This window comes from Dyadobacter sp. CY343, assembly GCF_021390335.1.
Classification (GTDB): Bacteria; Bacteroidota; Bacteroidia; order Cytophagales; family Spirosomataceae; genus Dyadobacter.
The window spans coordinates 116,713-135,835 of record NZ_JAJUXK010000010.1; the positions used below are offsets into that span (position 1 = coordinate 116,713).

Sequence of the window (19,123 nt, forward strand, 5' to 3'; positions counted from 1 at the left end):
TTTGCGCTAATCAACATCTATAATGGCAACAAAATTGAGAGAACTTCCGGCCGCTGCACAGGAGATTACCTCCGAAAAAATTACCGAATTATTCATGCATTACTGTTTGGAACACAACAAAAAGCCTGAGTCGGTGTATTTGTTCTGCAAGCAGAATGGAATTGTGGAAAAGGATTTTTACAAACATTTCTCGTCCATTGACGCGATTGAAAAAAGTGTATTCGTGAGCTTTCACAAGCTCGCAGTACAGCTGATGGATCAGAGTCAAGATACAGTATTACTGGGTTTTCAGGATAAGTTGCTTACTTACTACTACACTTATTTTGAGATACTTACAGCGAATAGAAGCTATGTGATACTGGCTTTGAAAGACAATAAGAACAAGCTGGATAGTCTGATGAAGTTGAAGGAATTCCGGAAGGAATTCAAGGAATTTATCAACCAGATCAGTGCGGGTTACCTCAAAATGAAGAGTGAAAGGATTCGCAGCGCGCAGCAGGATGCGCTGAACGAAGGCGCCTGGATCCAGTTCCTGGTGACCTTGAAATTCTGGCTCGACGACGAGTCGATCGGGTTTGAAAAAACAGACCTGTTTATCGAAAAGTCGCTCCGAGCCACATTCGACCTGATCGATACTTCACCACTTGAAAGCATTATTGATTTTGGAAAATTTCTCATTAAAGAAAAGCTGCGGTAGGAATGGAGACAATTGATAGTATACCTACCTCGAAAATTCAGCGTGCCTCTAAATTGATCTCGACCGGCGTGAAAATCGGCGGGAATTATTTGAAGTATTACGGCGAGAAAATCACAAATCCGGAGTCGGCACGTGATAATTTGAATACGAATAATGCGGAAGATATATACGATGGCCTCAAAAACCTGAAAGGCAGTGCATTAAAGCTGGCTCAAATGCTGAGTATGGAGAAGAATTTCCTTCCCCAGGCTTATGTGGAGAAGTTTTCGCTGTCGCAGTTTTCGGTACCGCCGCTCTCCGCTCCGCTGGTTGTGAAAACATTCCGTAAATATTTCGGCAAATCGCCGCTTGATCTTTTCGACAGTTTTGATGCGAATGCGATTAATGCCGCGAGCATCGGGCAGGTGCATAAAGCTACGCTTGGAGATAAACAATTGGCAGTAAAAATTCAGTATCCCGGCGTTGCGGAAAGCATTTCAACAGACCTTGCCTTGGTGAAGCCGATCGCGATGCGGATGTTCAATATTCAGGCAAAAGACTCGGATAAGTATTTCAAAGAGGTTGAGACCAAGCTGACGGAAGAAACCAATTACATTCTGGAAATTGCGCAAAGTGCTGAAATAGCAGAGGCTTGTGCCCATATTCCAAATCTTCGCTTTCCGGTGTACTATCCCGAATATTCGTGCGAAAGGGTTATTACGATGGACTGGATGCAGGGAAGGCATTTATCAGAGTTTACGAAGACTAATCAAGACCAGCATTTAGCCAATAAAATTGGGCAGGCGCTTTGGGATTTTTATATGTTCCAGGTACATCAGTTGCGAAAAGTCCACGCAGATCCGCACCCCGGCAATTTCCTGATCGACGAGCAGGATAACCTGATTGCAATTGATTTTGGCTGTATCAAAGAGATTCCTGAATCGTTTTACACACCATATTTCGATCTGGCCGAGCCTGAAAATCTGAACGATCCGCTTATCTATAATAAAAGGCTTGTGGAACTGGAAATCCTGACACCAAAGGATACAGAAAAGGAGATCATCTATTTCTCAAATCTCTTCAAAGACGTACTCGGACTTCTGACACAGCCATTTAACTCGGATACATTTGATTTTTCAGACGAAACGTTCTTCCTGAAACTGGCCGCACTCGGTGAGAAATACGCCAACGATAAAGAACTTCGCAAAATGAATATGAACCGCGGATCCAAGCATTTCATTTATATGAACAGGACCTTTTTCGGCCTGTTCAGCCTGCTGCACGATTTGAAGGCAACAGTGGAAACGAAGCAGCTAGCGGTGTAATAATTGATATTGTCCTATTAAAAAATGGCAGACCGGGAGGTCTGCCATTTTTTGTTATACTTGAATTCAGATTTTCTAAAATATGTTTAACTTTAATAAATAGCCATTATGGCGTCACACACACTTTCGCGGACATTATGGTTGTGATCAGTTACAAATTGATCAGGGAGTTTACAGTACATTATCCAGATTCAGCTAATGCTTTAAATACCTGGTTTAAAGCATCAGAAAAGGCAAACTGGTCGAATTTTCATCAATTAAAAGAAGATTTCAATTCGGTCGACGCCGTCGGAAATGATAGATACGTATTTAACATAAAGGGAAACAATTATCGGCTAATAGCCCTTATCAACTTTAGTATCAGGACTATTTATCTGTTGTTTATCGGGACGCACGGTGAATACGATAAAATAGATGCCTCAACAATTAAGCTCAGAAAAAAATGAATAGTACCTACACGAAAATAGAAAGCGAGCCAGAGTATAACCGTATTATGGAGGAGATATTGGTCTTAATGAATAAAGGCGAGGTCAATCTTTCTGAGGCGGAAATGCAGAAGATCCGCAAAATGGCACTGGCGGCAGAAGCTTATGAGAGAGAGCATTATTATATTGAGCCTCCCAAAGCACTGCAAGGTATGGTCTAGACGCCGATTTTATCCTGAAAACACATTAACCCTATTCCAACGTAAACTCCGGGTTATAGATCACGCCAATCACATTTCCCCAGGGGTCGAGCACGGAGGCTACTACGATATCGCCGCCGACATTGGCCGGCTCTTCGTGGGGCGTAGCGCCAAGGCTTATCAGTCTGTCAAACTCCTGCCCGGCGTTTTCGACTCCCCAATAGGTTACTACATTCGCTGTCTTTCCGGACATTTCTGCCTCTTCCGGCTGCAAGCCTAATTCGTAGCCGGCGATATTGAACCCGACATAAAACGGCTCGTCGAAATACGGTGCCGTTTCGAATGCTGCGGTGTACCAGGCTTTTGCTTTTTCAATGTCGGGGACTTTGTAAATGGTAGTCCGGAGACCGAGGAATTTCTTTGCCATTTGCTTACTTTTTAAGGTTTCAAATCCTTTTGCATACAAACACTATAATCCGATACTTCTAAAATCGGATCGGTAACCGGCTTGTAACCTAACTTTTTATACAATGCTATTGCCTGAGGCTGCCCTTTGCCGGTTTCAAGAAACGCAGTATTATATCCCAATTCCAGCGCCCACTTCTCTATCTCAGCTACCAGAGCCGACGCAATCCCGCGACCGCGAAAATCGGGCTCCACATACATCCGTTTGAGCTCTATGGTGTTCGTGCTCAGTATCTTAAAACAGCCGCAAGCGGCAAGGCGGCCGTGGGAATAGGCAAGTAAAACCGTTTTTAAACCTGTGATCCTGTTGTACTCCTCAAAATCCTCCTTTTTAGTATTGTATATCCGGCAAAGCTCGTCGTCCAGCTTGTCCGTTAATGTTTTAAAGTCAGGATTTTCGCTGTTTGTCCTGATTAGCTCGGTCATTTTTTCAGAACTCAAAGCAGCTTAATCTGCCCCGCATTCTTCGGGTCAATAGGTACGTGCAGGTTCATTCCCAACTCGTCATTGAATTTCCGGATCAGGTAACCTGATAGAAAGGGCGAGGCTTCTTCGTGGTTTTGATGGACGAAAAAGTAGATTTTTTCAATACCTTCTGCTACCCAGACTTTTATCCTTTCAAACCACTCGTCGAGCCTGGTATAATCAGAATCTACATTGGCGCCATTGTAACGGATAAACGCGATAGGCGTAGTCAAACGCATGTGCAGCAGGTCGCGGCGCCCGGCTGCGTCGGTGATGATGTGCGTGATGTTATTTTTTTCGAGCACTTCGTAAAACTCGGTATTATCGAATGTGCCGTCGTACCAGCCGGTGTGCCGCAATTCCAGCGCAAGCGGAAAGCCTGATGGCCATTCTTCCAGATATGCTTTCAGTGCTTCCCAGTTCTTGGGTCCAAAATTATCCGGCATTTGCAAAAACAGCATTCCCAGTTTTTCCTGCAAATGCGAAATCCCGTCGAGGTACACGTCAGTTTGTTCCTTTGCTTCTTTCAGCCTTTTCCAGTGGCTGACACCCTGGTGTATCTTGGGAAAAAACTTGAAACCGGGAGTCGTTTTATTGTACCAGCCCTCAATGGTTTCAACAGGGAAATTATTATAAAATGTGGCATTCAATTCGATGCTGTTGAACTGCGTCGCGTAGTAGCCCAGCTCATCTTTGGTCCCTTTCGGGTAGAAGGTTTTCAGGTCCGTTTTGTTCCATTTGGCGCATCCGATACAAATTTCGGGGTTGCCCCCGCCTTTTGCATTGGCAAAAATAATCTTGGTCCCAGGCGCGTCGGGCGGCAGCGTGAAATCGATTTCTGCGGGATTGTCAACTTTTCCGAATTTCATATTATAGCCTGAATTTTGTCAAATCAATGGAAAGCCTTTTCTTGTTTATCTCCCAAAATCATCCTGAACACGCACAATATCGTCTTCATCAGAAGGATTGGCAGGATCCGTGTGTTGCCAGATCTCAGCTACAAAACCCCATTCATTTACTCCAACCAGCCGGTGGCGTTCGCCTTTTTTCAGATCGACAACAGTTCCGATCGGTAGTTGCTGCAATTCGGTTTCTTCGTCGGTATCACTGATCACGATTCCTGCGTTTCCGCCTATTACTTTCCAGATCTCAGCGCGGCGGTGGTGATATTGCCAGGAGAGGCGCTTGTTTGGAGCCACTACCAGAATTTTAGGACTCAATTTTTCGTAGCCTGCGAAGTCTTCCAGTGACAAATGCGGGAAAAAAGTAGAAATGAATTGAGGCGCCTGACTTTCGTCTAAAACAAAAAAGCCGCCCCAGGGTCGAGAATGATCTTTGCTGACAACCGTGAAGCCCTGCTCGTCGATAAACTGCTGAACTTTTGCAAAAACGACATCTTTGTCCGCATCGGCTGTGAATGATTGTATCATATAAAGGGAAATAACGTAGATAAGGTGAATTTCAAAATTAGAACAAAAAACAAAAAGTCAACCTAAAAATTACCGTGTGACAGGTTTAGATAACCTTCGGTCAGTTCGGCAGCTTTTTGTACCAGGAGTTCCGGAGAACAGCCGCGCAGGCGAGCAATATCGCAGCCACAATCGCCGCCTGAGAGGGGAGTAGCAGTACAATATAAACAGGCAGCAGCGTAAGCGACGTTTGCGCAATAATCCCAACTACAATATTGAATGCGTCGCGGGGAAAGTTTTTATTAGGTACAAAATCAGGATTTTCAATGCAAACCGCAGCCGCTACGGGCTTCCACCAGCCCCACGGATTTACGTTCTTATAAAATGCTTTGAGCACCTGCATATCTGTTGGCGGGGTCAGAAACGTGGCTGTTACTGCGGCGACGAGGGAAATGAAAAGTATAACCGGGAAATAATAAAGTGGATTCGTGCCCGGAAACAGGTACGGACAACTCAGCGCACAGACAATCCCCGCGATCATTCCCCAAAAGAAACCGTGGTTGTTAAACCTCCACCAGTGAAATTTCAGCACGTTTGAAGCGAGGTAGCCGCCGTACAATCCGGCGACGATCCATAGCAAAACGCTATTGATATTATTGACAACAAAACCCAGCGAAACCGAGAGCAATACGATTGCCAGGCCAAGCAGATAATTCATCCGCCGAACTTGCGAATTCCCTGCGTTTGGGTTGATGGATTTCAGGTAAATATCGTTGACAAGATAAGCTTGCGCCGCATTGAAAGTGCCTGCAAAAGTGCCCATAAACGAGCCCAGGAGCCCAACCAGCGCCAATCCCAGCAGACCAGACGGGATATGGGTGTTCAAAACAGCGGGTAGCAGCCGCTCAAAATCCTGTCCCGGTAACATGCCCGGGCCGGTGTTTCGGTAATGCAAAAGACCTAGCACAGCAACGCCGGTGATCAGTAGGTAGCGGGTTGGTAAAAGAGCAAAGTTCACTAGCATGCTCATTAAAGCGGCTTCCCGCGGAGAGCGGGCCGAAAGGATTTTCTGCATATCGTAGCTGGGCATTGGTCCGGCCAGACTGGCCAGGATTCCTTTCGTGGCCATTAATGCGAAGAAATAGCCGAACGGAGAAAAATTGTCGTCTGAAATCTTGCGCGCGGCTTCGGGTAACAAGGTATTCCAGTCAATATCGAGGTCTCTACCGAATGAAAGTTCGTCCCAGCGTTTTGGTACGGACAGGGAAGTGCCGCTCAGTGCGTGCATTGCAATGATTGCGACGGAAACCGAGATGATCAGAATAACAATATAATGCGCGAGGTCAGCCCAGACAATGCTTTTCATCCCTCCGAGCAGCGAGTAAAATACAGTGAATATGGTAAAAATGAACCCGTAAAAATGGGCAACGTACCCGGCCGGGATCGAAAATGGCACATATTCCGAAATAGCTGACCAGGGGATGAAGATTTCCAGAAACTTACCCAAGCCGATGAACGCGTAGGTCATAAAACCAATGCAGCTCAGCAATGCAAATACTACGATGATCGAGTGGGAGAGCCGGGAATCTTTCTGGTTGCCAAACCGTGTGAGCATCCATTCCGCGCCGGTTGACGCATTTGATTTGCGCAACCACATAGAGAGATATACCATCAAAAACACCTGGTTGAAAACCGGCCACAGCCACGGGAGCCACACGCTTTTTACTCCATAAACGAACATAATCGAAACCATCCAGGCTGTGCCGGAAATGTCGAACATACCCGACGCATTTGAAATGCCGAGCATCCAGTAGGGGATACTTTTGCCGCCAAGCAGATAATCTGTATTCGTCCTTCCAGCCTGCCTTCTTGCTATAACTCCGATCACGGCTACCAGGGCGAGGTAAAGCGCGATAACCAGAAAATCAAGGGTTTGCATTTTCATTAAGAGGTATCTGTGCAGGTGGTTTTGCCGCTAAATGCTTACCGGTTTCTGGTGTAATACTATTTTAACAAAGGCGGGGTTAATTATAGCTCATTTTATAAAATAAACAATGTTTTGTTGTGTTTAGCTGGTTAAAAAGCCTGATACCAGATTTTATTGGCACTATTTAAATATTTTATTGAGATAAAATAATTGCCGCTACCTGATACAATTTAAACTCTTATTGATAAATTTATATAATTGTAAGCCCAGATCTATGAATGAAATCTACCGCGAGATTACTCCATTGACGCAATACGACTGTTTTACGGTATTTACACGAAGTAAGACGGTTTTTGACTTTCCATTACATACGCACGAAGAGTTCGAGCTGAATCTGATCCTGTCCGGGCGTGGCGTCAAGCGCATTGTGGGCGACCATAGTGAGGTGATCGATAATGCAGAACTGGTACTGGTAGGGAATAACCTCCCGCACGGCTGGCTTACGCACAGCTATAAGTGGGAGGAGGGAATGCCGGAGGTGAAGGAGATCACGGTGCAGTTTCACAAAGATCTTTTTGACGAAAAATTCCTGAAACGGAACCAGTTATTTTTCGTCCGGTCGCTGCTGGAAAAATCGGCGAAAGGGATAGCTTTTTCAAAAGATACGATTGAAAGGATATTGCCGCGGTTTCAGGCCCTGGAACAAAAAAGTGGGTTCGATTCGATATTGGAACTGATGTCAATCCTGCATGATCTGTCCGTTTCGCGCAATATGCGGACGCTTTCGAAAGGTACTTTCACCGACGATACGGTTAATTTTAACAGCCGGCGGATTGAGAAGGTATTTGTTTTTATGCGGGACAATTACGACAAGGAAATTGATCTCGACGCCGTGTCGAAGCTGGCAGGAATGTCGGAGGTTTCTTTCAGCCGGTTTATCAAAAAAAGAACCGGGAAGACTTTCATCGAGAGTTTGAACGAGATCAGGCTGGGGCACGCGTCGCGGTATTTGATCAACACCAGTAATACAGTTTCCGAAATCGCCTATAAATGCGGGTTTAATAACCTGTCTTATTTCAACCGTATATTCAAAAGTAAAAACGGCTGCACGCCAAAGGAGTTTAGGGAGAATTATTCGGGGACGCGGACGTTTGTGTAGGTGAGAGTTTTGAATGATTGAATGATCGAATGAGTGAATGACCGGGTCGCCGGTGCGATGAATGATTGAATAAAAAAAGAGTTCAAAGTTCTGGGCGGACCCGGACTTTGAACTCTTTACTCATAAACTTTAAACTCATCAACTCAAAAACCCAAACTACACTTTCGTCATCCAGCCGAATCCGTCTTCGACTTTGCCGGTGCGGAGGTCGGTCAGGTAGTTTTTCACTTTATTGACAAATGAATCTTCTTTGATCTCGGGAAGTGCGTAGTCTACACCTTCGTAGGCGATGGTCGCGAAAGGAGATATTACTACTGCTGTACCCGCTCCGAAGGCCGATTCAAGCGTTCCGTCTTTTGCGGCGTCGATGATTTCCTTCACACTTACCCTGCGCTCTTCCACCGGAATACCCCAGGTTTTAGCGATTTCTACAATGCTTTTCCTGGTGATACCGTCAAGCGTAGTTTCTGATACATAAGGTGTTACCAGCTTCCCGTCGATCAGGAACATGATATTCATCGTGCCCGATTCTTCGATATAAGCGTGCTCGCGGGCGTCGGTCCAGATCAGCTGATCATAACCCTCCTCCTGTGCAAGCTTGGCAGGGTACAATGAACCGGCGTAGTTACCAGCACATTTGGTACCGCCCACACCACCTTCGGCAGCGCGGATAAAATGCGTTTCCACTTTAACCCGCGGCGGCTTCGCATAGTAAGTGCCTACCGGACTTGTGAAAATGATAAAGTAGTATGAATCAGATGGTTTTACACCAATATAAGGATCGGTAGCGAACATGTACGGACGAATGTACAGCGAGCAGCCAGGCTGTGACGGTACCCAGCCCGAATCCAGACGAAGCAGTTCAAGCAGCCCGTTCATGAAAACGTCTTCCGGAATCGAAGGCATGCAAAGGCGTTCTGCCGATTTATTGAGTCGTTTCCAGTTGTCAATCGCACGGAAAAGAAGCACTTCCCCTTCTTCATTCTTATAAGCTTTCATTCCTTCGAAGATCGCTTGTCCGTAATGAAGCGCAGCAGTAGCAGGGCTGAGCGAGAGGTCGCCGTAAGGGACGATCCGAAGGTCCTGCCATTGGCCTCCGCGATATTCGGCGATAAACATGTGGTCGGAAATATTCCGGCCAAAAACCAGGTTGTTGAAGTCAACATCCTGTAAGCGAGACTGGCTTGTAGGCTGAATCTCAATCTGTAATGTGTCGGCTGTCATGATGCCAGAATTTAATTTTTCGTACGCTAATAACGACTTTATCAGGGATTGCAATTTAAATATTTAATCTATAAATACCCGATATTTAGTATAACAATTATTTTTTTGAAGATACCCGCGGATTCCACGTCACTTCCTCAATTCCAAGCTCATAAGTCATCGCCCGGCAAAGCATGAAAAGGTAGTCGGAAAGCCTGTTGAGATACCTTACAACGATTTCTTCTACTTCCTCTCCCTGCTGCAAATGGATAACCCCACGCTCGGCCCGGCGGCAAACCGTCCTGGCCAGGTGCCCGAATGAAACCGACTGGTGCCCGCCCGGCAAAACGAATGCGCGCAACGTGGGAACGCTCAGCTCGATCTGGTCCATTTCGGTTTCCAGCAGAAAAATGTCGTCATCGTGCAGGTCAGGCAATATCCGCTTGCTACGGTCTGATTCTGAGGCTAAATGCGAGCCGATGGTAAAGAGCCTGTCCTGGATTTCCTTCAACAATTCTTTCCTCCCCTCATTCACGGGCTGGTCGCGCAGGAGGCCGATGTAGCTGTTCAGTTCGTCCACTGTCCCGTACGCATCTATCCGCACGTGGGCCTTGCTGAGCCGCGTGCCCCCGATCAGCGACGTCATACCTTTGTCACCTGTCTTTGTGTATATTTTCATTTTTGGCTTCGTTGTCAATTAGGTTTTAGAAAGTCCCCGCCCTAATTTTGCACCCTGATTTTAATTTGGCGAAAACCTCCGGAAGGTTGAAGAATTCATGAAAATTACAACATTTGCAATAAAAATCTGGCGCTGGATGTCCATATTGTTTGTGGTCGGAGCGCTGGTCTGGACCTATTCACTATTCCCCGAAATGGTCGCAGTAGACTTTGCCAATACCGGTCTTGCGGAACGGTATGTGAGTAAAGAACATATTTTTTACATCATTATGGGTCTCTTTTTGCTGAACAATGTGGTGATCGCCGCATTTGCCAGACATATTTCCAATGTAGACCCGATGCACCTCCCTATCCCGAACAGAAAAGCCTGGGCGCAGAACCGTCCCGAGCTGAACGAGCACCTTATCAACTGGATCTACTTCCTGGTAGCGGTGATCAATACCATCATGGGATTCAGCCTTTTTGCATTGGCGACCATTAATAGCACGCAATACAAGCTGGATGTTTTCGACTTTTCTTGGGTGTATTACGCAGGGATCGTTCTAATAGTAGCTGTCTTCCTGTTGCCTTTGCGCCTGCTCCGGCCGCCTGTTCCTGAGGATAAGCTGTAAAATCTGGCGGTATGGAAAATGAGAATGGGACACCCGAAATAACGCAGGCCGGCTGGCTTCGGGAGGCAGAGGCGATAAAACTCGAAGATTACGTTTATGACCTCCCAAACGAACGAATCGCGCATTATCCGCTTGAAGTGCGCGACCAGTCCAAGCTGCTTGTTTATCGAAATGGGAATATAGCTCACAGGCAATTCACCGATTTACCGGCACAGCTTCCCGCCAATACCTTACTCGTTTTCAACAATACCAAAGTAATTCCTGCGCGGGCCTATTTTCAAAAACCGACCGGCGCAGTGATCGAAATTCTGCTGTTGCATCCCGAGTTTCCAACCCGCGTGATTCAGGATGCAATGCTCGTGAAGGAGCAATGCGTTTGGGAATGTATGATCGGAAACAAGAAGCGGTGGAAGATTGGCGAAAGCCTGAAAACGTGTGTCGAGGTCGGTACGCAGGAAGTTACGCTGGAAGTTTCTTATGTGGATTATGTTAAAAATCACGTTCAGCTGAGCTGGAATGCAGATTTTACATTTCTCGAAATTATAAAAGCACTGGGCGAAATACCTTTGCCGCCCTACCTGAACCGCGACACTGAGGAGGCTGACAAGCAGACTTACCAGACCGTTTACGCGCATCACGATGGCGCAGTTGCGGCACCTACCGCCGGCCTGCATTTCACAGATCGTGTTTTTGAAGAACTGGAAGCAAAAGGTATCCGCCGCTCATTTCTGACGCTGCACGTGGGAGCCGGCACTTTTCTCCCGATTAAAGTGGAGTCGGTTACGGCGCATCAGATGCACTCCGAGCAGGTCGTTTTTTCAAGACAACTGATTAATGAATTGCGCGCGTCGCCGGAAACGATCGTTCCTGTGGGCACTACTTCGCTGCGGTCGCTGGAAAGTTTGTACTGGTTTGGTGTAAAGTTGTTTAGAAAAGAAACTGGCGAGTTCCGGATTGAGAAACTGTATCCTTACTATTCGTCTCAAAATACACTCCCCACATCCTCGGAAGCACTTGCGGAGGTGGCGCGTTTTATGGATGCGAACTCTATGGAACAGCTGATCGGTGAAACGGAGATATTTATTTTTCCGGGTTATCATTTTCAGCTTTGCAAAGGGCTTGTCACCAATTTTCACCAGCCGGGATCGACGCTTATTTTACTCGTAGCCGCTTTTGTAGGGGAAGATTGGAAGGACATTTACACAGAAGCATTTGAGAATAACTACCGCTTCTTGAGTTACGGCGACTCTTCTTTATTGTGGGGTCAAAATGCTGAAAAATAGATATTTAGATATCAAACTATGAGAGAACTACTCCCGCTTCTACTGATTTTCTGGTTATTGCAGGGATGTAATACGGACAAAGCTTCACAGGAAAAACAGCAGGAAAAACAAGCCAAAACGAGCTTCGCCGACACAACAAGCGTTCGCCACGCGAAAGGTTTTTCGATCCGGTATTTTGATCGGTATAAAATTGTCAGCATTAAAAATACAGACTCAAGCGCCCGCCAAGATCAATATATCCTGCTCGAAAAAGGGGCCACTCGCCCGGAAGAATTTCCCGACGCGCAGGTAATCGAGATCCCGCTAAAAAGCATGGTAGCAATGTCGTCGATGCATATTGGGCTGCTGGAATTTCTGGAAGCTGAAAATACACTGACCGGGCTTGGTAGTCTGCAATACGTATATTCACCCGCCGTGAATGCAATGATCAAAGCAGGTAAAGTCGCGGAAGTGGGGCGGGATAATGGTTTGAACCAGGAAAAACTTGTGGAAATGCACCCTGACCTGGTGATGACAATTGGTACGCCGGGTGCAAAAAAGGATAGTTATGCAATATTGAAACAAGCCGGAATACCGGTTTTGGCCAACTCTGAGTGGATTGAAACAACGCCGCTCGCAAGAATGGAATGGGTGAAGATCGCTGCTGCGTTGCTGAACAAGGAGAAACTTGTGAACGAGAAGTTTGATGCAATTGAAAAGGAATATAAAAATCTGTCGGCGCTTGCAGCTTCTGCTAAGTCAAAGCCTGCTGTGATTTCAGGGTTGAATACAAAAGACGTCTGGTTTTTGCCAAATGGGGAAAACTATATGGCGCAATTTCTGAAAGATGCCGGCGCGGATTATCATTGGGGCGGCACAAAAGGCGGCGGAAGCTTGTCGCTGAATTTCGAATCCGTATATCCCTTTGCATTGAATGCTGAATATTGGGTGAATGTTGGTTTTGATAAAAGTGATACGCGCAAAAGTGTTCTGGCGATGGATTCAAGATATGCCGATTTCAAAGCTTACAAAAGCGGGAAAATGTACAGCTACAATAATCGCGTGAATGCACAGGGTTCGAACGATTTTTTTGAATCTGGTACTATCAACCCGCACAAGGTACTTGCCGATTTGATCCGTATATTTCACCCCGAGCTCCTGCCTGAGCATCAATTGGTTTACTACAAACAACTGCCTTAATGAACGCACGTGCAAACAGACAAGGGTTGCTGCTGACCGGCCTGGGAATACTTACGGTCGCCTTGTTTGCACTGGATATCATGTCGGGATCAGTGGCAATACCATTTAAAGAGGTATTCAACATTGTCGTTTTTCAAAAATCCGAAAATACCGCCTGGTTATTTATTGTTGAAAAAATACGGATCCCGAAGGCTATTACGGCGGTACTCGCAGGATGTGGTTTGTCTGTGAGCGGTTTACAAATGCAAACTCTGTTCCGTAACCCGCTCGCGGGACCTTCTGAACTAGGTATTACCGCCGGTGCCGGGCTCGGTGTGGCGTCGGTCATGTTGGCGGGCGGAAGCAGCGCAGGGATGTACGCGATCCGCGAGCTGGGAATTTCAGGCAGCTGGCTCGTGATATTAATGGCCTCGCTGGGCTCAGGGTTCGTTTTATCGCTGATCCTATTGATCGCAGGCAGGGTGAAAGACAATGTGGTACTGCTGATTGTGGGCGTGATGATCGGTACCATTACGCTTTCTGTGATCAGTATCTGGCAATATATCAGTCAGCCGGAGCAGTTGCAGGAGTACATTATGTGGACTTTCGGCTCGCTGGGCGGCGTTACGCAATATCATTTATTCGCATTGGCGGCGGTGGTTTTGTTTGGTCTCGCAATCGCATTTATTTCCTCCAAATCCCTGAATGCATTGCTTTTGGGAGAGAATTACGCAAGAAGCATGGGACTCAGTATCAGCCGCACACGCCTGCTGATCATGATCAGTACCAGTCTGTTAACCGGCAGTATCACAGCATTTTGCGGGCCTATCGGTTTTATCGGCATTGCGATCCCGCATTTGACGAGATCATTACTACAAACCTCCAACCACCGCATTCTCATTCCCGCAACCTGCCTGACAGGGACGTTATTAATGCTCTTTTGCGATATCGTGGCGCAGCTGCCCGGTACACAATCCGTGATCCCGATCAATGTAGTAACTTCATTTTTGGGCGCTCCTGTGGTGATCTGGGTAATTTTGCGCAGTAATAACCTTCGTTCTTCATTCTCATGAAAGGGCTGCAACCTGTGCTGGAAACCACCGGCCTTTCGATCGGCTATCGTTCCAGGAAAAGTGAAAAAGTTATAGCCACTCATCTTGATCTCAATTTGTATGCAGGTCAGCTAGTCTGTCTGCTGGGTGCGAATGGTTCGGGGAAATCTACATTAATGCGCACACTGGCTGGGTTGCAGCCTGCGCTTTCCGGAGAAGTTATTCTTGATAATCAGCCGCTAACTGCGCTGAAACCGCAGGAATTAGCAACGAAACTTAGTCTCGTTTTAACAGAAAGACTCGAAACCGGTAACCTGACCGCTGCGGAAGTGATCGCATTGGGTCGCACGCCTTATACGGGCTGGCTTGGAAAACTGAGCGAAAAAGATCTGGGAAAAGTCAGTGAAGCAATTGCATTTACCGGGACCGGCCAGCTGCTCGACCGGCACATGAACCAGCTCAGCGATGGTGAGCGCCAGAAAGTAATGCTCGCCAGGGCGCTGGCGCAGGATACCGGCGTGATCATGCTCGACGAGCCCACGGCACATCTGGATTTGCCGAGCAGGATAGAGCTGATGAAATTACTGCATTACCTCGCCGACGAAACGCAAAAAGCCATTTTACTAAGTACCCACGAACTCGACCTTGCTCTGCAAACAGCTGACCAGCTTTGGTTAATGGAGCCGGGAAAGCCGCTGGTGACAGGCGTGCCGGAGGATTTGATACTAAACGGTTCTTTCGAATCTGCTTTCAACAAAAACGGGATATTGTTCGATGCACTATCGGGCGGATTCGTCATCGAGCGGCAGGCGCAATCGTATTTAATAGATTTGTCAGGAAATGAAAAACAGGTATTCTGGACTAAAAAAGCATTTCGAAGACAAGGTATAAGGATAGAAAAAAGTGAAACCGCGAGATTCAGAATCAACGCGTCAGAAGATCACCGGGGAGAAGATATGTGGGAAGTTTTTTTTGAAAACCGACTGGTAAAGCTGCACTCCATCGCAGCGCTTTTGCATTTTATTAAACTTAATAATTAAAAGAAATAGAGAGGCGGTGACTTACTGCTGTTCTTTTCGTCTTATTAACTAGTTTTGGTACATACTAGTCAAACAGTACCTTACCTTCCACATGATTTTTTTGATTCCGCTGGCGATGTGGCTTTGTTCAGCCTGTTGCTATCTGGCTTTTTTCAAAGGCTCGCCCCAGTCGTTCCGGCGCTCGCTGCTGGCTTCCGGGATATTTTTGTTCTTTTTTATTGCCGCCAGTACCGAATTGCTCAGCGCATTCAATCAAATCAACGCCATTGCGATCGACGCGGTGTGGCTGCTATTGAATGTCACTCTGATCGGCATTTCAGCCCGCCTCCAAAAAAAGCACCGGACCAATTTGCGAACGATCATGGGAGACTGGCTCGTTTCTTCCAAAGCTTTTTACAAAAAGCTGGGTCCACTTACCGTTTTTGCATTGGCATCGATATTAACCTGTACATTAATCGTCGCCATTGTCGCCACTCCCAATAACCTGGACTCGTTTAGCTATCATTTGAGCAGACTTGTTTATTGGGTTCAAAATGGAAATGTAGAGCACTATGCGTCTCATATTGAGCGTGCTATCTCATTCAGCCCATTTTCTGAATATGTGCATTTGCATACTTACCTGCTTTCGGGCGGTAACCGCTATTTTCAGCTGGTGCAGTGGCTTTGTCTGGCGGGTATTTTAATATGCATTTCCATCATCGTATTGCTGCTTTCGGGCAGTGACCGCGCTCTGCGGATCGCACTATGCTTTGCAGCCACGCTGCCGATCGTTGTGCTGGAATCTATGACTACCCAAAACGATCTCATCGTCGGGTTCCTGATCGCAGCCACCGCTTTGTATGTTTTCGATTTTACGATCAACCGCAAATACATTGCTTTCTTCCTGATCGCCCTCACGGTCGCCCTGGGGCTGATGACGAAAGGTACTTTTGTGTTCTACGTGCTGCCTTTTGGTTTCTATTTTTTGATTTTCCTGCTGATCAGGCCGATTTACTGGAAAGCGCTGGCTTTTTCTATGGGGGGTATCGTGATGATCGTGCTGCTGCTGAACGCCCCGTTCTGGCTGCGTACCTATGAAATATTTGAATCGCCGGTGGGCACTATGAGCAACGGTAACCGGGCAGATATCCGGAGTGCGGCCGACCTGACTTCATTACTTTCAAAGCATATTTTTCTTCATCTCGGATTTGTATCCCCTGGTAATGCGTACAACCATTTTATGGAATCGCAGTTGCTCAGTCTGCACGAAACCATCGGCGTTCCGATTGACAAACCTGCGACCGGAATGCCCTTTAAAATGAATAAGCTGAATTTCAATGAGGATTTTGCGCATAATTTCTTCGGGATGTGGCTTGTCCTGCTGAGCATTCCGCTGCTGTTCCTTGCCCGGCTTTCTAAGGAAGCGAAATGGTTTACCGGACTCGCTTTTCTAAGTTTCTTCGCTTTTTGCTCATTTATAGGCTACCAGATTTACGGTTCGCGGCTGCACATCGGTTTTTTTATATTGATATCCCCGGTAATCGGACTGGTTTACGGATCGGTATTGTCCTTCGTTTTGTCCCGAATTCTGATCATTTTTCTCTGGCTTTCCGCGCTGCCGTTTGCATTGCTGAGTTCGACACATCCGCTTCTTTCAACGAAATGGTTTTTTGAGGACATTTTTCCCAAAATCAATACTGCTCTGCATTTGAATATGCAGGTCGGTAATCAAAACCTTAATCTCATGCAGGAAAGTGTCCTTTTTGCTAAACCGGAGAAAATAATCTGGGGAGACTTCCTTCCGGAAACGGAGGCACTTACCCGATATATCAATGCAAGGAACCCGCAGAAAATAGGATTTGTATTTACAGAGGCGAGTTATGATTACGCATTTCAGTATTCATTGCAAAAGGAAGGCCGTATTTTTGAGCACGTGATGGTGCGGAATCCTTCGAATGCTTTGGAGAAATCCGAATTTCAACCTGACGTCATTCTTGCAGAACGATTTGAAGGTGAGCAGTTTGCCTGTCATGGAAGAAGCTATAAAGTAGGATTTCGCGCGCGCGATAAATGGATTTATATACCTCAAAACGAATTTGAAAATGACAGCACTGGAAACCGTTGAACTGTATTACGATCGGTTTAATAATAAAGACTGGAAAGGAATGCTCGCGCTGCTCGACCCTGAAATTCGCCACGAGCCAAACCAGGGAGAGGTTCGGATCGGGATCGAAAAGTTTACAGCGTTTTTAGGCGATATGGACACTGCTTATGAAGAGACGCTGACTGAAATCGTCTTCTTCACCGAAAAGTCCGGAACGCGGGTAGCGGCCGAATTTGTGGTCAATGGAATTTACAAAAAAGGCGAAGAAGGCTTTCCGGAAGCTTACGGGCAAACTTATGTACTTCCCGCCGCGGCATTCCTGGAAGTTAAGGCGGGGAAAATAAGCCGGGTGACTACCTACTACAATCTGCCGCACTGGATTGACCTGGTTTCGAAAAAGTAATGAGAAATCTGACATTTATCTGGAAAAAGGGGGCGGAGATCGAGTCGGTTTTTGAAGATCTGGGGAAGTTGCGCATTGCGGTCTTTCACGATTTTCCGTATCTGTACGAAGGTTCACTGGACTATGAAATGGAATATCTGAAAATATATTCCCAGTCTGAAAAATCGTTGCTTTTTGCAGTCTACGATGGTGACGAAATGGTAGGCGCCACAACTTGCATTCCGTTGTCGGACGAAACGGAAGAAGTGCGCAAACCTTTCATGGATGCGGATTATGACGTGGAAAAAGTATTCTATTTTGGCGAGAGCATTCTGTTAAAAGAATACAGAGGTCTTGGGCTGGGTCACCGGTTTTTTGATGAAAGAGAAGCCCATGCGCGCAGCTTCGGAAGCTTTCATATCGCATGTTTTTGCGCTGTCGAAAGGGAAGCCGGTCACCCTTTAAAAGCGGCGGAATATCGCCCGAATGATGCATTTTGGTTGAAACGAGGTTATAGGAAGGAGCCTGGGCTTCAAAGTAATATGCAGTGGCTCGACATTGGTGAGAGCGAGCAAACTGTAAAGAAAATGACATTTTGGGTAAAGAGTTTAGAGAATAGTTAATGAAAGTAACGATCGCCTCGGCGCAATATCCGATCACGGAACACGCAGATGTTTCGGCGTGGAAACTACATATCACAAGCTGGGTTACGGAAGCTGTCGCAAAAGGTGCACAGCTGCTGCTTTTTCCCGAATATGGTGCCATGGAGCTTATGAGCATATTTTCGGAAGATATCAGGAACGATGTCAGAAAACAGGTCTTTTCATTAGATGCTATCAAAAGTGAGTTTTGCGCCGTATTCGAAGATCTTGCAAAGCAACATAAAGTGACTATTGTTGCCCCCACGATCCCGGTTATCGAAAATGGCTTGAATGTGAACCGCGCGTATGTTTTCTCTAAGAATGGATTTGCAGGTTATCAGGATAAGTTTTTCATGACCCGTTTTGAAAATGAGGAATGGGGTATTGAAAGTGCACCCAAGAAACTGACAGTTTTCGAAGCTGATTGGGGGAAATTTGGTATTCAAATCTGCTATGACGTCGAATTTGCGATAGGCTCTCAAATATTAAGCGAAGCCGGGGCAACACTGATTTTAGCGCCCAGCTGCACGGAAACGATCCGCGGTGCATCCCGCGTACATATCGGTGCCCGGGCTCGCGCATTGGAAAATCAAATCTATACCGTCGTTTCTCAAACGGTCGGGGATGCAGCGTGGTCGCCTGCGGTTGATATCAATTACGGTTTCGCAGCCTTTTATTCAACACCAGATACAGATCTGCCGGAAGAAGGTATTATAGCCACAATGTCCGCGCAAAAAGAAGGCTGGCTGATTCAGGAGCTCGATTTTTCAAAAATTGAGCAGGTTAGGAGCGAAGGACAAGTTTTTAATCACAAAGACCACCGGCAGATCAGCTGCACCTTAGAAACAGAAAAAATCCAGATCAAACAAATCCAACTTTGTCCCCGGGCTGAAGCCCGGGGCAATTGATTTTTTCTTGCGGCTTTGCCGCTTTTGTTGGTG

Annotated in this window: 21 protein-coding genes; 14 read left to right on the plus strand and 7 right to left on the minus strand. The window is 46.4% G+C overall.

What is annotated here, in order from left to right; all coding sequences use genetic code 11:
- Window positions 1-22 precede the first annotated feature (22 nt).
- The 4 genes from LZG94_RS25420 (at window position 23) to LZG94_RS25435 (ending at window position 2,647) form a co-directional block, all read left to right on the plus strand.
- Window positions 23-697: a TetR family transcriptional regulator C-terminal domain-containing protein gene (locus tag LZG94_RS25420; RefSeq protein ID WP_233794472.1), complete on the plus strand. Its 675-nt coding sequence runs from the start codon at window positions 23-25 to the stop codon at window positions 695-697.
- Between the two features lie 2 nt (window positions 698-699).
- On the plus strand, window positions 700-2,001 hold the full coding sequence (locus LZG94_RS25425) for an AarF/ABC1/UbiB kinase family protein (protein WP_233794473.1): 1,302 nt from the start codon (window positions 700-702) through the stop codon (window positions 1,999-2,001).
- Between the two features lie 137 nt (window positions 2,002-2,138).
- Window positions 2,139-2,447, plus strand: coding sequence for a type II toxin-antitoxin system HigB family toxin (locus LZG94_RS25430; protein WP_233794474.1), 309 nt, complete (start codon window positions 2,139-2,141; stop codon window positions 2,445-2,447).
- Window positions 2,444-2,647 (plus strand): hypothetical protein, encoded by a 204-nt coding sequence (locus LZG94_RS25435; protein ID WP_233794475.1) that lies wholly within the window; start codon window positions 2,444-2,446, stop codon window positions 2,645-2,647. The genes LZG94_RS25430 and LZG94_RS25435 overlap by 4 nt, the downstream gene beginning before the upstream one ends.
- Window positions 2,648-2,678: 31 nt before the next feature.
- Here LZG94_RS25435 and LZG94_RS25440 read toward each other — a convergent pair whose 3' ends face one another.
- From LZG94_RS25440 to LZG94_RS25460, 5 genes are all read right to left on the minus strand, one after another.
- Entirely contained in the window at window positions 2,679-3,053 is a 375-nt protein-coding gene (locus tag LZG94_RS25440; RefSeq protein WP_233794476.1) for a VOC family protein, read from the minus strand.
- A gap of 11 nt (window positions 3,054-3,064) precedes the next feature.
- The gene (locus LZG94_RS25445) at window positions 3,065-3,517 is read right to left on the minus strand and encodes a GNAT family N-acetyltransferase (RefSeq protein ID WP_233794477.1); all 453 of its coding nucleotides are present in this window, start codon (window positions 3,515-3,517) and stop codon (window positions 3,065-3,067) included.
- Between the two features lie 11 nt (window positions 3,518-3,528).
- A complete protein-coding gene (locus LZG94_RS25450; protein WP_233794478.1) occupies window positions 3,529-4,425 on the minus strand; it encodes a DUF72 domain-containing protein in 897 nt (298 codons plus the stop codon).
- Between the two features lie 45 nt (window positions 4,426-4,470).
- Entirely contained in the window at window positions 4,471-4,986 is a 516-nt protein-coding gene (locus tag LZG94_RS25455; protein WP_233794479.1) for a phosphoheptose isomerase, read from the minus strand.
- A gap of 100 nt (window positions 4,987-5,086) precedes the next feature.
- Entirely contained in the window at window positions 5,087-6,910 is a 1,824-nt protein-coding gene (locus LZG94_RS25460; RefSeq protein ID WP_233794480.1) for a sodium:solute symporter family protein, read from the minus strand.
- 256 nt (window positions 6,911-7,166) lie between these two features.
- On the opposite strand from LZG94_RS25460, the gene LZG94_RS25465 reads away from it, so the two are divergent.
- Window positions 7,167-8,051 carry an AraC family transcriptional regulator gene (locus LZG94_RS25465; RefSeq protein WP_233794481.1) on the plus strand — a complete coding sequence of 295 codons (885 nt, stop codon included), beginning with the start codon at window positions 7,167-7,169 and terminating at the stop codon, window positions 8,049-8,051.
- A gap of 156 nt (window positions 8,052-8,207) precedes the next feature.
- Here LZG94_RS25465 and LZG94_RS25470 read toward each other — a convergent pair whose 3' ends face one another.
- Entirely contained in the window at window positions 8,208-9,275 is a 1,068-nt protein-coding gene (locus tag LZG94_RS25470) for a branched-chain amino acid aminotransferase (RefSeq protein ID WP_215235976.1), read from the minus strand.
- 97 nt (window positions 9,276-9,372) lie between these two features.
- Window positions 9,373-9,933, minus strand: coding sequence for a cob(I)yrinic acid a,c-diamide adenosyltransferase (locus LZG94_RS25475; RefSeq protein WP_215235977.1), 561 nt, complete (start codon window positions 9,931-9,933; stop codon window positions 9,373-9,375).
- Window positions 9,934-10,030: 97 nt separating this feature from the next.
- Here LZG94_RS25475 and LZG94_RS25480 point away from each other — a divergent pair, with 97 nt between their 5' ends.
- The 9 genes from LZG94_RS25480 to LZG94_RS25520 all read left to right on the plus strand — a co-directional run bounded on the left by LZG94_RS25480 (window position 10,031) and on the right by LZG94_RS25520 (window position 19,090).
- Window positions 10,031-10,543 (plus strand): hypothetical protein, encoded by a 513-nt coding sequence (locus LZG94_RS25480; protein ID WP_215235978.1) that lies wholly within the window; start codon window positions 10,031-10,033, stop codon window positions 10,541-10,543.
- Window positions 10,544-10,554: 11 nt separating this feature from the next.
- Window positions 10,555-11,826, plus strand: coding sequence for an S-adenosylmethionine:tRNA ribosyltransferase-isomerase (locus LZG94_RS25485; protein ID WP_233794482.1), 1,272 nt, complete (start codon window positions 10,555-10,557; stop codon window positions 11,824-11,826).
- A gap of 18 nt (window positions 11,827-11,844) precedes the next feature.
- Complete coding sequence (locus LZG94_RS25490) at window positions 11,845-13,005, plus strand: ABC transporter substrate-binding protein (RefSeq protein ID WP_233794483.1); 1,161 nt, start codon at window positions 11,845-11,847, stop codon at window positions 13,003-13,005.
- Window positions 13,005-14,057, plus strand: coding sequence for an iron ABC transporter permease (locus tag LZG94_RS25495; protein ID WP_233794484.1), 1,053 nt, complete (start codon window positions 13,005-13,007; stop codon window positions 14,055-14,057). Before LZG94_RS25490 ends, LZG94_RS25495 begins: the two co-directional genes overlap by 1 nt.
- The gene (locus LZG94_RS25500; protein WP_233794485.1) at window positions 14,054-15,076 is read left to right on the plus strand and encodes an ABC transporter ATP-binding protein; all 1,023 of its coding nucleotides are present in this window, start codon (window positions 14,054-14,056) and stop codon (window positions 15,074-15,076) included. The genes LZG94_RS25495 and LZG94_RS25500 overlap by 4 nt, the downstream gene beginning before the upstream one ends.
- A 91-nt stretch (window positions 15,077-15,167) precedes the next feature.
- Window positions 15,168-17,180 (plus strand): glycosyltransferase family 39 protein, encoded by a 2,013-nt coding sequence (locus LZG94_RS25505; RefSeq protein ID WP_233794486.1) that lies wholly within the window; start codon window positions 15,168-15,170, stop codon window positions 17,178-17,180.
- Window positions 17,158-17,562, plus strand: a complete 405-nt coding sequence (locus LZG94_RS25510) for a nuclear transport factor 2 family protein (RefSeq protein ID WP_233794487.1) — start codon at window positions 17,158-17,160, stop codon at window positions 17,560-17,562. The genes LZG94_RS25505 and LZG94_RS25510 overlap by 23 nt, the downstream gene beginning before the upstream one ends.
- The gene (locus tag LZG94_RS25515) at window positions 17,562-18,164 is read left to right on the plus strand and encodes a GNAT family N-acetyltransferase (protein WP_233794488.1); all 603 of its coding nucleotides are present in this window, start codon (window positions 17,562-17,564) and stop codon (window positions 18,162-18,164) included. Before LZG94_RS25510 ends, LZG94_RS25515 begins: the two co-directional genes overlap by 1 nt.
- Complete coding sequence (locus LZG94_RS25520) at window positions 18,164-19,090, plus strand: carbon-nitrogen hydrolase family protein (protein WP_233794489.1); 927 nt, start codon at window positions 18,164-18,166, stop codon at window positions 19,088-19,090. Before LZG94_RS25515 ends, LZG94_RS25520 begins: the two co-directional genes overlap by 1 nt.
- Window positions 19,091-19,123: the final 33 nt, after the last annotated feature.